We start from the raw sequence: 13,197 nt of genomic DNA, 5'->3' as shown, positions 1-13,197 counted from the left end.
CGGCGCGCGGGCCGGTCAATCGCGTTCGCGGTCGACCAGCCGGTGACGCGCCTGGCCCAGGTGGAATTGCATGGCGACCCGGGCGCGCTCGCCGTCCTGGGCGCGGATCGCCTCGAGGATGGTGGTGTGTTCGTCCAGGACGCGCTGGGCGCGCTGGCGCGACCCGGTGCGGGTCAGGTTGAGCGTCAGCCGCATGAAGCCGTTGATGGACTCGTGGATGCTTTCCAGCACCCCGAGATAGAAGTCGTTGCCGGTGGCTTCGGTGATGCTGGCATGGAACGCCAGGTCGGCCTCGGCCGACATCTGGCCGCGCGCCAGGCTGTCGGCGAAGGCCGCGTGCGCGGCCTCGATCTTCTGCAGCTGTTCGTCGGTGCGGCGCAGCGCGGCCAGCCGCGCTGCGTCGCCCTCGAGCGCCACGCGCAGCTCCTGCGCGCGCAGATAGGCGCCGACGTTGCCGACGTCGCTGAAGGCCGTCAGGCGCGGCGCCGGCTGGTGGCTGACGAAGGTGCCCAGGCCCTGGTGGGCGGTAATGAGGCCATCGGCGCGCAGGCGCAGCAGCGCCTCGCGCACCACCGGCCGCGACACGCCGAAGCGCTCGGAGATCTCGTTCTCGGAAGGCAGCTTGTCGCCGACATTGAGATTGCCGGCGACGATCTGCTCGAAGATCTGGCCATACAGCTGGTCGGCCAGCCGCACTCGGTGGCCGCGTTCCAGCACCAGCGCGCCCATGGCATCCGGCTCGGCGGATGCGGACGGCGCGGACGGGGGCGATGCTTTGGGTCGGGCCACGAAACCTCCTAGGGCCTGTTCACACTGAAAGGAACGTCGCACAGGCCGGTTGACAGCGCTCATCGTACCGTCAATGCCGTGCGCGCGGTCATCAGGCCGCGGCGGTCTCGCAATCCCATTCAGCCAGCGCGCGCGCCACCGGCGCGACCCGTTCGCGCTCGGCGCTGGAGATGCCGGTCAGCAGCGGCAGCATCGGACCCATGTCGGCCACGCCGGACAGGGTCACGGCGTCGTGCAGCACGCGGATCGGGCTGATCGCGTCGCGGCAATCCTCCAGGCCCAGGTAGTGGGCGCGCACCGTTTCGGCCTCGTCGTAGCGGCCTTCCTTGAGCAGATGCAGCAGGCGCATCGAGCCGCGCGGGGCGACGCAGACCGAACCGGACGTGAAGCTCTTCAGGCCGAAGTCGCGGTAGTGGACGATGGCCGGCCGTTCGCCGATGCCGCTGACCACGCGGTTGGCGTCCACGCTTTGCAGCAGCGCCGACAGGTAGGCGTCGCGCGCGGGTTCCTCGCGCACCACCGCGTACTTGAAGGCGACGATGCGGCCCTCCTCGACCAGGCGCGCGGCCGTGGCCGGCGCCAGGTAATCGGCGGACTTGATGTAGACCACCGCGGGCTTGCCCAGCGCGTCGGTGAAGCGGCGCACGCCATCGGCCAGGCCGGCGTCGGTGTACGGAAACGACATCGGCAACAGCATCGCGGTGGGGAAGGCGCGCGAACGCAGCAGCGCGGCCTGGTCCATCATCTTGCCGAAATCGGGGCCGACCGACGGCAGGATCCAGGTGTCCGGCCCGGCCAGTGCGGCCAGCATGTCGACGATGCGGGCGTACTCGCCCACGCCGACGTTGTAGAAGTTGGCGTTGCCGCCGTACATCACGTTGCGCACGCCGCCCGCCTCCAGGTGCCGCAGCAGTTTCTGGTTGGCGCCCTCGTTCAGGGACAGGTCCGCATGACGCGCCAGCGGCGGCACCGCGATGACGGAACGCTGCAGGTCCTGGACGGTGACCGGGGAGGTTTTCATGGCGGAGTCTCCTGGCGGATTCCGGCGCGGAATCCAGTTGTTAGATGAGTGATGCGTAAAAAGTATACTTGGTTGACAAGTAGACCCTCAATACCTATATTCGTTTTACAAGTCATCGCTAGCACGACGGCAAGGCGCGACAGACGCCGGCAGCATTCAGTCCCGGGCCCGTCCCGGCAGGAACACCCCCACAAACGATGCGCGGCCACGCGCACACGAGGAGACGACTTCCATGCTTGCAGCCCCCTTGCGAGGCCGCCTGGCCCTTGCCGCCTGTCTGGCCGCGGCAGCCCTGCTGCCCTGCGGCGCCGCGCGCGCCGCCGACTACCCGGCGCGCGACGTCAGGATCATCGTGCCCTTCCCCGCCGGCGGCACCGCCGACATCGCCGCGCGCGTGGTCGCGGCCGAACTGGGCAAGGCCTGGGGCAAGGCGGTGGTGGTGGACAACAAGGCGGGCGCGGGCGGCAACGTCGGCACCGCCGAGGCGGCCCGCGCCACCGCCGACGGCTACACGCTGCTGATGGGCACCGTCAGCACCCACGCCATCAACCAGTCCGTCTACGCCAAGCTGCCCTACGATCCGGTCAAGGACTTCACCCCGGTCACGCTGGTGATCCCGGTGCCCAACGTGCTCGAGCTGAATCCCGGCTTCGCCGACAAGCACGGCATCCGCAACGTGGCGGACCTGATCAAGTACCTGAAGGCCAACCCCGGCAGCGTCAACATGGCCTCGACCGGCAACGGCACGTCGACCCACCTGTCGGGCGAGCTGTTCCAGACCATGACCGGCACCCGCATGACGCACGTGCCCTACAAGGGCAGCAGCCCCGCGCTGACCGACGTGATGGCGGGTTCCTCCGACCTGATCTTCGACAACCTGCCGTCGTCGATGGGCTTCATCAAGAGCGGCAAGCTGCGGCCGCTGGCGGTCACCACCGCCACGCGCTCGCCGGCGCTGCCGGACGTGCCGACGCTGGCCGAGGCCGGCGTGGCGGGCTACGAGGCGTCCAGCTGGTTCGGCCTGCTGGCCCCGGCCGGCACGCCGCCGGCAATCGTCGACAAGATCCAGCGCGATGTCGCCGCGGCGCTGCGGCAGGCGCCGGTGCGCGAACAGCTGCAGGCCCAGGGCGCCACGCCGTCGGGCAATACGCCGGCGCAGTTCACCCAGTTCATGGCGCGGGAAACCGTCAAATGGGCCGCGGTCGTGAAGCAATCGGGCGCCAAGGTCGACTGACCCGCGCCGATCCGGATCCGGCCGCCACGCGTGGGCGCCGGGTTCTTCATCATCACGCGAACCAGGAGACACCATGAACAAATCGATGGGCGCGATCGCGCTGTCCGCCGCCGCGCTGCTTGCCGGGCCGGCGGTTCACGCCGCCGGCTATCCCACCAAGCCCGTCACGATGATCGTGCCGTTCGTGCCGGGCGGCTCGTCCGACATCACGGCGCGCAGCGTCACGCCGGGGCTGACCAAGGCGCTGGGCCAGACCTTCGTGGTCGAGAACAAGCCGGGCGCCAACAGCGCCATCGGCGCCCAGGCGCTGGCCCGCTCGACCGCCGACGGCTACACCATGATGGTCGGCTCGATCGGCACCTTCGCCATCAACGAGGCGCTGTACAAGAACCTCTCGTACAACCCGAGCAAGGACTTCGAGTACCTGACCCAGGCGGTGCGCAACCCCAACGTGCTGGTGGCCTCGCCGTCGTTCCCGGCCAACACGGTGGCCGAGCTGGTCGACTACGCCAACAAGAATCCCGGCAAGGTGTCGTACGCCTCGTCGGGCACGGGTTCGTCCGACCACCTGTCGGCGGTGATGTTCCGCCAGCGCACCCAGACCTCGGGCGTGGACGTGCCGTACCGCGGCGGCGGCGCCGCCATCGCCGACCTGATGGGCGGCCAGGTCAACGTGTCGTTCCAGAATCTGGGCGCGGTGCAGACCCACATCAAGGCCGGCAAGCTCAAGGCGCTGGCCATCACCGGCGAGGCGCGCGCGGCGGACCTGCCCGACGTGCCGACGCTGGCCGAGGCCGGCATCAAGGACATGGTGGTGTATTCGTGGCAGGGCTTCGCCGTGCCCAAGGGCACGCCGCCGGCCGTGGTGCAGCAGCTGACCCAGGCGCTGCAGACCGCGCTGCGCGATCCGCAGACCGAGAAGACGCTGCAGGGGCTGGGCTTCGAAGTGGTGGCCAACACGCCGCAGCAGTTCAGCGCGTTCCAGCAGGCCGAGGTCAAGCGCTGGAAGGACGTGATCCAGAAGGCCGACATCCAGCTGGAATAAGGCCGCCAGGCGATGCGGCCCGGGGATGCTCCCGCGGCCCGCGCCCTCTCAGCCGGATTCAAGGCCGGATCAAGTAGCATGAAGGTTTCGCCACCCACCTGTACGACAACATGACCACCAAGCATCGCATCATCCAGGTCGGCTCGCTGGCCGGCTCGCCCTCCGCCAATCAGCGCCTCGCCGAGCGCTACGACGTCATCGAGCTCTGGAAGCAGCCGGATCGCAAGGCCGCCCTGGCCGAACTGGGCAAGGGCGTCACCGCCGTCGTCACCTCGGCCAACTTCGGCGCCAACGCCGAACTGATCAACGCCCTGCCCGACCTGAAGGCCATCTGCAGCTGGGGCGTGGGCTACGAGACCATCGACGTGCAGGCGGCGCACGCGCGCGGCGTGCAAGTCAGCAACACGCCCGACGTGCTGACCGATTGCGTGGCGGACCTGGCCTGGGGCCTGCTGATCGCCGGCGCCCGCCGCATGGGCCAGGGCGAACGATTCGTGCGCGCCGGCCAGTGGGGCCAGGTGCACGGCAGCATTCCGCTGGGCCAGCGCGTCAGCGGCAAGAAGCTCGGCATCGTGGGCCTGGGCCGCATCGGCGAGGCCATCGCCCGCCGCGGCATCGGCTTCGACATGCAGGTGCGTTATCACAACCGCAGGAAGCGCGACGACATCGACTACGGCTACGAGGCCTCGCTGACCGACCTGGCGGCCTGGGCCGACTTCCTCATCGTGGCCACCGTGGGCGGCCCCGCCACCCGCCACCTGGTCAACCGCGAAGTGCTGGAGGCGCTGGGCCCGCGCGGCATCATCGTCAACATCGCGCGCGGTCCGGTCATCGACGAGGCGGCGCTGGTGGCCGCGCTGGAAGCCGGCAAGCTTGGCTGCGCCGCGCTCGACGTGTTCGAGCACGAGCCCAAGGTGCCCGAGGCGCTGATCAAGAGCGACCAGGCGGTGCTGCTGCCGCACATCGGCAGCGCCACGCTGGAAACGCGCCAGTCGATGGAAGACTTGATGCTGGAGAACCTGGCGGCGTATTTCGACACCGGCCGCGTGGTCACGCCGGTGGATTGAGGCCGGCGGGCATCGCGGCGCGGCCAGCGCCGTCGGCTTCCGCGCATGTGGCACGAATACTGGCAACGCAAACCCAGGCAACACAAACGAAAAAGCCTCTCGGCGCCCATACCGAGAGGCTTTCGACTTTCAGGCCCGAAGACCCGTCCGCCGTGCAAAGGAACTATTGGACCTCGCGGCCCGGTGCTGCGTGACTGCCTTACTTCGCGGGCGCCGTGGCGGCGCCCGATTTGTCCATCTTGGAGGCGCCCGATTTCTCGGTGCCCTGTTTGGCGGACGTCTTGTCGGACTTGTGATGCTTGTGCTGCGCCTGGGTCTTGGTATCGCCCGACTTGGTCGTGGCATCGGCGCCCGCCGCGAACGCCGAAGGCGCGGCAGCGAGACCGAGGCACAAGGCCGAAGTGGACAGGAACGCAGCGATACGGGAGTGAGTCGTCATTACATGAACTCCTAGTGGTGAAGACCCGAGGGCTGCCCCTCCGGCCTTTCCGACACGGGGCGGCAACATCGCCGCATGACCCGTACTCCGTTGGAACCCGCGCCCCGCCGAAGGTTCAGCCCGAGGCGCGGAATTTTCGCGTCCTTTCCGACGTTAACGCTTCGTCATGGGATCGTGACAATCGACTCCCGCGCCGCGGGGCTCAGCTTTCAAATATCAGCAGCGCCACGGTGGCGAACAGCATTGCCGCGAAGCTGGCTCTCAGCTTGCGTTCAGGCAGGCGATAGGCCAGCCGCACGCCGACCGGCACGAACAGCAGGCTGCCCGCCGCCAGCGGCAGGCCCACCAGCCAGTCGGCCTGGCCGGCCCACGAGTACGTTGCCAGCGCCACCGCCGAGCCGGGAATCACCATGCACAGGGCCAACGCCTGCGCGGTGGTCTGCGGCAGCCGGAACACCGTGGTGATGATGGGCACCGCCAGCACCGCGCCGCCCACGCCGAAGAAACCGCCCAGCGTGCCGCACAGCACGCCCAGCGCGGTGGCGCGGCGCGGCGTGAACACCGGGGCGTTGCTGCCGGCCGTGGGCGCGCGCCGGGCACGGCCGGCGCGCCAGGTCTGCCAGGCGTAGAACAGCGCGATGAAGAACAGGAACACGGCGAAGCTCAGGCGCAGCACGCCCGAATCGATGCCCAGCGCCAGCCGCGCGCCGACCCAGGTGAACACCACCGCGCCGCCCGCGCCGGCCAGCGCCACGCGGCGGTCGATGCGGGTCTGCTGGTTGTACTTGCGCACCGCCATCATGATGGTCGGCAGCACCATGATCAGCGCGGTGCCCTGCGCCAGCTGCTGCGACATGCCCATCAGCAGCACCAGCGCCGGAATCGCGATCATGCCGCCGCCGATGCCGAGCACGCCGCCCATGAAACCGATAAGACACCCCGCGCCCAGGCACAGGGCGATCAGCAACACACTCACGTGGGGCTCCCGTCAGCGCAGCTTGTCGAGCGCGGCATCGAGCCGGTCGACCGCCCAGATCTCCAGCCCCTCGATGGGCTGGCGCGGCGCGTTGGCCTTGGGAATCAGCGCGATCGAGAAACCCAGCTTGGCGGCTTCGCGCAGGCGTTCCTGGCCGCGCGGCGCGGGCCGGATCTCGCCCGCCAGGCCGACTTCGCCGAAGGCGATCAGGCCGCGCGGCAAAGGCCGGTCACGCAGGGACGACATGATGGCCAGCAGCACCGGCAGGTCGGCGGCGGGCTCGGTGATGCGCACCCCGCCCACGGCGTTGACGAACACGTCCTGGTCGAAGGTCGAGACGCCGGCATGGCGGTGCAGCACCGCCAGCAGCATCGCCAGGCGGTTGCCCTCCAGGCCGACCGTCAGGCGGCGCGGGTTGGGCGCGTGGGAGCTGTCCACCAGCGCCTGGATCTCGACCAGCAGCGGGCGCGTGCCCTCCTGCGTGGCCATCACGCAGGAGCCGGCCACCTGCTGCTCGTGCTGCGACAGGAACAGCGCCGACGGGTTGGCCACGCCGCGCAGGCCGCGGTCGGTCATGGCGAACACGCCCAGCTCGTTGACCGCGCCGAAGCGGTTCTTGAAGGCCCGCACCAGGCGGAACGACGAATGCGTGTCGCCCTCGAAGTACAGCACCGTGTCGACGATGTGCTCGAGCACGCGCGGGCCGGCCAGCGCGCCGTCCTTGGTGACGTGGCCGATCATGACGATGGCGATGCCGGTCTGCTTGGCCAGGCGCGTCAGCTGCGCGGCGCACTCGCGCACCTGCGACACCGAGCCGGGCGCGGCGGTCAGCTCGCCGCTGTAGAGGGTCTGGATCGAATCGATGACCGCCACGCTGGGCTTCTGCTCGGACACCGCGGCCTGGATCGCCTCCAGGCGGATTTCCGCCAGCAGGTTGACGTTGCCAGTCTGCAACCCCAGCCGGCGCGCGCGCAGCGCCACCTGCTCGGCCGATTCCTCGCCGGTGACGTACAGGACGTTGGTGCTTTCCGACAGCGAGGCCAGCGCCTGCAGCAACAGGGTCGACTTGCCGATGCCGGGGTCGCCGCCGATCAGCACCACGGCGCCGGCCACCAGGCCGCCGCCCAGCACGCGGTCGAACTCCTCCAGCCCAGTGGGGGTGCGCGGCGTTTCACGCGCCTCGATCTCGGACAGGCTGCGCACCGGGCTGCTGGAGGCCAGCGGCGCGTAGCGGTGCGAGGCCGCGGCGGCCGGCGCGGCCGACTCCACGGTTTCTTCCAGGGTGTTCCAGGCGTTGCAGTGCGGACACTTGCCTTGCCACTTCGGGGTGGTGCCGCCGCATTCGGCGCACACATAGACGGTTCGGGTTTTGGCCATGGGCGCCAGTTTACCGGCACACGGCGGCGCCCGGGAGCCGCCGGCGCGTCGGCGCGGCGCGCAAAAACGAGCCGGTTCTGCCCCGCCCTGGTGCAGCCAGCTTTCAATTCGCTTGCATAAACAGGGACGCGTCACAGTTACACCATGCAAACAGAAGAAATTCGCTGGCAGATTTCTGCAAATCGCGCATAATCACCGGGTGATGCGCAATGTTGAACCGCCGGTTATTTGGCGGCATACCCGGCGCCGCCGCCCCCCAGGACGGCACGACGGGAATCGCGGCGCATCGCAACACGCTTGGGCCGCAGACACGGCCACCTAAACCGGAACACGACCCGCCCCTGGACGAGACCGCCGGACCACCGGCGCGGCACAGGCTAAGGTCAGACGCGGATACGCCTTGCCACCAGGCGTATGCGCGAGGAGTACGCGCATGAGCATTACCTATCGCCCCCCCTTCGACGAAGACGACGAACTGGATTTGCGCGCCCTGTATCGCAAGCCCAGGGCCGGCGGCAGCCCCGAACTGGATGCGGCGGTGCGCCGCACTTGGCATCCCGGCCGCAGCTGGCACCCGGGCTGGGCCGCCGCCGCCTGCGCGGCGCTGGTCGCCGGCCTGTTCGCCTGGACCGACATGCGCGAAAGCGCCGAGATGACCGACATGACGCCGCAACTGGCTGTGTCGCACGAGCCGGCCATCAGCATCGAACGCAGCCCGGCGCCGCGGCCGGCGGTCGCCGAAGCGCCCGCGCCGCAGCCGGCGCCGGCCCCGGTGCAGCGCGCCGCGGTGCAGACGCCCGCCGACGCGCCCGCCGCCGTCCCGGCCCAGCAGGCCAGCGTCGAGGCCGCGCCGGCCGTCGCCACGGCCGCCGCCGAACAGCCGGCCGAAGCGGCCAGCAGCGAGCCGGTCGCCTTCAGCGAGCAGGACATCGAGGCCCGCGTGGCGCACATCCGCGCGCTGATGCAGGACGACCAGCAAGACGAGGCCGTGACGGCGCTGCGCGATTTGCAGCAAGGCGCCCCCGACCTGACCCTGCCCGACGACCTGCAGGAACTGGCGCAGCAGAATCCCGCGTCCTGACCCCGTTTCCGCGTTCCGTTTTACCCGTCCAGGCCCGCCTTCGTTGCGGGCCTGGACGTTGATACCCCCGAGATCCGGTCAGAAACTGATCGGCTTCTTGCTAACATGGCCAACATGAGTCCGAGCTTCCACCACCGCAACCTCCCCCACCTGCTGCTTTACGCGCGTGAAACCCTGATGGCGCACTTCCGCCCGATCCTGCACGCGGCCGGCGTCACCGAACAGCAATGGCGGGTGCTGCGCACGCTGAGCGAAGTCGGCGCGATGGAACCGAACCAGATCGCCCGCAGCTGCCAGATCCTCAGCCCCAGCCTGACCCGCATGCTGGCCGGCATGGAAGAACAGGGCCTGATCAAGCGGGTTCGCTCGAACGCGGATCAACGGCGCCAGGAAATCTCGCTGACGCCCAAGAGCAACAAGCTGATCGACCGCATGCGGCCGCAGGTCGATGCCAAGTACCAGGAAATCGAGGACCGGATCGGCAAGGAATTGCTCGACCGCCTGTACGCCGACGTCGACGCGATGGTCGACCTGATCAAGCGCGATCCGGCCGAATGAATCAGTCCGGCACGGGCAGGATCGCGTTGATCTGGCCCGTGCCCGAACTGGTGAAGTAGTCCGTGACGATCTCGGCCGGCCGGTCGTAGGCGTCCCAGCCCAGCAGCCCCAGCAACATGGCGGTGTCGTGCATGCCGCCCTCGCCCACGCACAGGTCGGCGTATTCCGGCAGCATGGCGCAGAACGTTTTCCAGTCGCCCTGGCGCCACAGGTCCACCACCCGCAGGTCGACCTGGCGGTAGAACTCGCGGCTGATCTGGTGCATGGCGGCCTCGGGGCTGCCGTTGTCGTTGAAGCGGTGCGACAGCGATCCGCTGGCCAGCACCGCGACGCGGCTGTCGCTCTCTTCGATGGCCTGGCGCAGCGCCGCGCCAAAGCGGCGGCTGTCGTCCAGGGAATGCCAGGCGCACCAGGCCGCCACCGACACCACCTTGAAGCGGTCGTCGCCATTCATGTAGCGCATCGGCACCAGCGTGCCGTACTCCAGCTCCAGGCTGGCGATCTCGTGCGCCCGGGTGGCCACGCCGGCGGCGCTGGCGCACTCGGCGATGCGCCGGCCCAGCGCCGGATCGCCGCGGTAGGCGTAGTCCATGTCCTTGATGAAGTGCGGCAGCTCGTTGCTGGTGTAGCGGCCGCCGAAGCGTTCGTGGCAATTGACGTGATAGCCGGCGTTCACCAGCCAGTGCACGTCCAGCACCACCAGCGTGTCCACGTCCAGGTCGCGGCAACGCTGGCCGATGGCGCGGTGCCCCTGGATCGCGGCCTCGCGGCAGCCGTGGTGGCGGCCGGGCATTTCGGAAAGGTACATGGACGGCACATGCGTTACCTTGGCCGCCAGCGCGAGCTTGCCCATGATGCGTGTCTCCTTGTTGTCGTGCCGGATGGGGTTCAGACGCCCCACTTCGGGATGTGGTGGCTGCCCATCGAGACGCAGACGTTCTTGATCTCGGCGAACACCTCGTAGCTGTATTCCCCGCCCTCGCGGCCGGTGCCGGATTCCTTGGTGCCGCCGAACGGCTGGCGCAGGTCGCGCACGTTCTGGCTGTTGATGAACACCATGCCGGCCTCGATGCCGCGCGCCAGCCGGTGGGCGCGGCCGATATCGCTAGTCCAGATATAGGAAGCCAGGCCGTACTTGACGTCGTTGGCCAGCGCCAGCCCGTGGGCCTCGTCCTTGAACGGGATCAGGCAGGCGACCGGGCCGAAGATCTCTTCCTGGGCGCAGCGCATGCGGTTGTCGACGTCGGCCAGGACCGTGGGCCGCACGAAGTGGCCGCCCGCCAGGTGCGCCGGCAGGCCCAGCGGCGCGTCGGCGCCGCCGGCCAGGATGCGCGCGCCCTCTTCGCCGGCCAGGCGGATGTAGCCGGTGACCTTCTCCCAGTGCTGGCGCGTGATCATCGCGCCCACGTGGGTCGCCTCGTCGGTCGGGTCGCCCACCGCCAGGCGGCTGGCGCGCTCGGCGAAGCGGCGCACGAAGTCGTCGTAGATCGATTCCTGCACGAAGATGCGCGAGCCCGCGGTGCAGCGCTCGCCGTTGAGCGAGAAGATGGTGAACAGCGCCGCGTCCAGCGCGCGCTCGACATCGGCGTCGTCGAACACCAGCACCGGCGACTTGCCGCCCAGTTCCATCGAGAACTTCTTGATGCCGCCCGCGTTCGCCATGATCTTCTTGCCGGTGACGGTGCCGCCGGTGAACGAGATCGCGCGCACGCCGGGATGACGCACCAGCGCGTCGCCGGCGGTGGCGCCATGGCCCTGCACCACGTTCAGCACGCCGGGCGGAATGCCGGCTTCCAGCGCCAGCAGGCCGAGCTGGTCGGCCGTCAGCGGCGACAGCTCCGACATCTTCAGCACCGCGGTGTTGCCCAGCGCCAGGCAGGGCGCGGTCTTCCAGGTCGCAGTCATGAACGGCACGTTCCACGGCGACACCAGCGCGCACACGCCGACCGGCTGGTACAGCGTGTAGTTCAGCATCTGGTCGTCCACCGGATAGGTATGGCCGTTCATGCGGGTGCAGACTTCGGCGAAGAAGGTGAAGTTCTCGGACGCGCGCGGGATCAGCTGCTTGCGCGTCTGCGAGATCGGCAGGCCGGTGTCGCGCGTTTCCAGTTCGGCCAGCTGCGGCACATTGCGGTCGATCAGTTCGCCCAGGCGGCGCATCAGCCGCGCGCGTTCCTTGGCGGGCGTGCCGGCCCACTTGGGAAAGGCGTCGGCCGCGGCGGCCACGGCGGCGTCGACCTCGGCCTGGCCGCCGGCGGCCACCTCGTCGATGGCCTCGCCCGTGGCCGGGTTGAAGGTGGTGAAGCGGTCGGCGCTGTCGACCTGCTTGCCGTTGATCCAGTGCTTGATGCTCACGTGCGTCTCCTCGCCTTTCGCGGACGGCCGGCGCCGATGCGGCGGGCGGCCCGACAATTTAGTTAACTCGTTAACTTTATGCGCCGGCGATGGCGCTGTCAACGGCGGAAAACCCCTGTCGCGCGGGCGCGCCGGCGATTGCCGCGGCCCCGCTTTTTCACTATGATAATTAACATGCTAACAATATGCCGGAGAGGGCTGGTCCCGCGCCTGTCATGCCACATATCTGGATTGAGTACTCCGCCAACCTGGACCTGGACACCCGCGCCCTGATGCGCGCGGTGCAGGACGCCGCCGTTGGCGACGGCAGCCTGTATCCGCTGGCCGGCGCGCGCACCCGCGCCGTGCGGGTCGACGATTACCTGATCGCCGACGGCCATCCCGACAATGCCTTTGTCCACGTGCTGCTGCGCATCGGCCACGGCCGCAGCGCCGCGCAGCAGGCGGCCCTGGGCGAACGCGCGTTCCAGGCGCTGCGCGACGCGCTGGCGCCGGAAATGGCGCGTCGGCCGCTGGGCCTGTCGCTGCAGGTCGAGGAAGCCGACGCGGTGCTCAACTACAAGCACAGCAACTATCGTGACTACCTGGCGGCCCGCGCCGCCGCGCTGCCGCGCACGGTGGTGGGCGCCGCGCTCAATACGCGCCAGGCGCTGGCCGCGCTGGGCGAGGCGGTGAACGCGCCGCCCTACCAGGCCGCGCCGCGCGCGCCGGTGCTGTACATCAAGCCGGCCAATACCCATGCCGCCGACGGCGACGCCATCACGCTGCCGGCCGACGTGCCCGAGGTGCGCATCGGCGCCACCCTGGGCATCGTGTTCGGCCGGCGCGCCAGCCGCGTCAGCGAAGCCGAGGCGCTGGCCCACGTGGCCGGCTATCGCGTGGTGGCCGACCTGTCGGCGCCGCACGACAGCTACTTCCGTCCCGCGCTCAAGCAACAGTGCCGCGACGGCTTCTGCCCGATCGGCCTGGCGCTGGCGCCGGCCGCGGCGGTGCCGGATCCGGACGCGCTCGGCATCGAGGTCTGGATCGACGGCGAACTGGCGCAGCGCGCCAGCACCGCCGACCTGGTGCGGCCGGTGGCCCGGCTGATCGCCGACGTCACCGCCTTCATGAGCTTCGAGCCCGGCGACATCCTGCTGGCCGGGGCCCGCGCCGATGCGCCGCTGGCGCGCGCGGGCCAACGCTACGAGATCCGCATCGCCCAGGTCGGCACGCTCGGCAACACGCTCATCGCCGGCGCCTGAGGCGCCCCACG

At 69.6% G+C, this 13,197-nt stretch carries 13 protein-coding genes; 6 read left to right on the top strand and 7 right to left on the bottom strand.

The window, feature by feature from the left end; translation table 11 throughout:
* Positions 1–15: 15 nt before the first annotated feature.
* Entirely contained in the window at positions 16–729 is a 714-nt protein-coding gene (locus I6I07_RS18795) for a FadR/GntR family transcriptional regulator (protein WP_006396048.1), read from the bottom strand.
* A gap of 151 nt (positions 730–880) precedes the next feature.
* Positions 881–1,810 (bottom strand): dihydrodipicolinate synthase family protein, encoded by a 930-nt coding sequence (locus I6I07_RS18790; RefSeq protein ID WP_198483232.1) that lies wholly within the window; start codon positions 1,808–1,810, stop codon positions 881–883.
* 232 nt (positions 1,811–2,042) lie between these two features.
* On the opposite strand from I6I07_RS18790, the gene I6I07_RS18785 reads away from it, so the two are divergent.
* From I6I07_RS18785 to I6I07_RS18775, 3 genes are all read left to right on the top strand, one after another.
* Positions 2,043–3,044, top strand: a complete 1,002-nt coding sequence (locus tag I6I07_RS18785; RefSeq protein ID WP_198483231.1) for a tripartite tricarboxylate transporter substrate binding protein — start codon at positions 2,043–2,045, stop codon at positions 3,042–3,044.
* Between the two features lie 73 nt (positions 3,045–3,117).
* Positions 3,118–4,089 (top strand): Bug family tripartite tricarboxylate transporter substrate binding protein, encoded by a 972-nt coding sequence (locus I6I07_RS18780; protein ID WP_198483230.1) that lies wholly within the window; start codon positions 3,118–3,120, stop codon positions 4,087–4,089.
* A 110-nt stretch (positions 4,090–4,199) separates the two neighbouring features.
* Entirely contained in the window at positions 4,200–5,156 is a 957-nt protein-coding gene (locus tag I6I07_RS18775) for a 2-hydroxyacid dehydrogenase (RefSeq protein ID WP_198483229.1), read from the top strand.
* Between the two features lie 199 nt (positions 5,157–5,355).
* Here the strand turns inward: I6I07_RS18775 and I6I07_RS18770 are convergent, their stop codons facing one another.
* The 3 genes from I6I07_RS18770 to radA form a co-directional block, all read right to left on the bottom strand.
* Positions 5,356–5,595 (bottom strand): hypothetical protein, encoded by a 240-nt coding sequence (locus I6I07_RS18770; protein ID WP_006396053.1) that lies wholly within the window; start codon positions 5,593–5,595, stop codon positions 5,356–5,358.
* 202 nt (positions 5,596–5,797) lie between these two features.
* A complete protein-coding gene (locus tag I6I07_RS18765; RefSeq protein WP_198483228.1) occupies positions 5,798–6,571 on the bottom strand; it encodes a sulfite exporter TauE/SafE family protein in 774 nt (257 codons plus the stop codon).
* Between the two features lie 12 nt (positions 6,572–6,583).
* Entirely contained in the window at positions 6,584–7,948 is a 1,365-nt protein-coding gene (gene radA / locus I6I07_RS18760; protein ID WP_006396055.1) for a DNA repair protein RadA, read from the bottom strand.
* Between the two features lie 433 nt (positions 7,949–8,381).
* On the opposite strand from radA, the gene I6I07_RS18755 reads away from it, so the two are divergent.
* Entirely contained in the window at positions 8,382–9,029 is a 648-nt protein-coding gene (locus I6I07_RS18755) for a hypothetical protein (RefSeq protein ID WP_198483227.1), read from the top strand.
* Positions 9,030–9,143: 114 nt separating this feature from the next.
* Positions 9,144–9,587 carry a homoprotocatechuate degradation operon regulator HpaR gene (gene hpaR, locus I6I07_RS18750; protein ID WP_035361752.1) on the top strand — a complete coding sequence of 148 codons (444 nt, stop codon included), beginning with the start codon at positions 9,144–9,146 and terminating at the stop codon, positions 9,585–9,587.
* A 1-nt stretch (position 9,588) separates the two neighbouring features.
* Here the strand turns inward: hpaR and hpaD are convergent, their stop codons facing one another.
* Complete coding sequence (gene hpaD / locus I6I07_RS18745) at positions 9,589–10,440, bottom strand: 3,4-dihydroxyphenylacetate 2,3-dioxygenase (RefSeq protein ID WP_198483226.1); 852 nt, start codon at positions 10,438–10,440, stop codon at positions 9,589–9,591.
* 35 nt (positions 10,441–10,475) lie between these two features.
* Positions 10,476–11,942 carry a 5-carboxymethyl-2-hydroxymuconate semialdehyde dehydrogenase gene (gene hpaE, locus I6I07_RS18740; RefSeq protein WP_198483225.1) on the bottom strand — a complete coding sequence of 489 codons (1,467 nt, stop codon included), beginning with the start codon at positions 11,940–11,942 and terminating at the stop codon, positions 10,476–10,478.
* 215 nt (positions 11,943–12,157) lie between these two features.
* Here hpaE and I6I07_RS18735 point away from each other — a divergent pair, with 215 nt between their 5' ends.
* Positions 12,158–13,186 (top strand): fumarylacetoacetate hydrolase family protein, encoded by a 1,029-nt coding sequence (locus tag I6I07_RS18735; protein WP_198483224.1) that lies wholly within the window; start codon positions 12,158–12,160, stop codon positions 13,184–13,186.
* Positions 13,187–13,197 lie beyond the last annotated feature (11 nt).

The organism is Achromobacter deleyi (genome assembly GCF_016127315.1).
GTDB classification, from domain to species: Bacteria; Pseudomonadota; Gammaproteobacteria; order Burkholderiales; family Burkholderiaceae_B; genus Achromobacter; species Achromobacter insuavis_A.
Note: the sequence above shows the minus strand (reverse complement) of the source record. Positions and strands in the feature narration are given on the sequence as shown.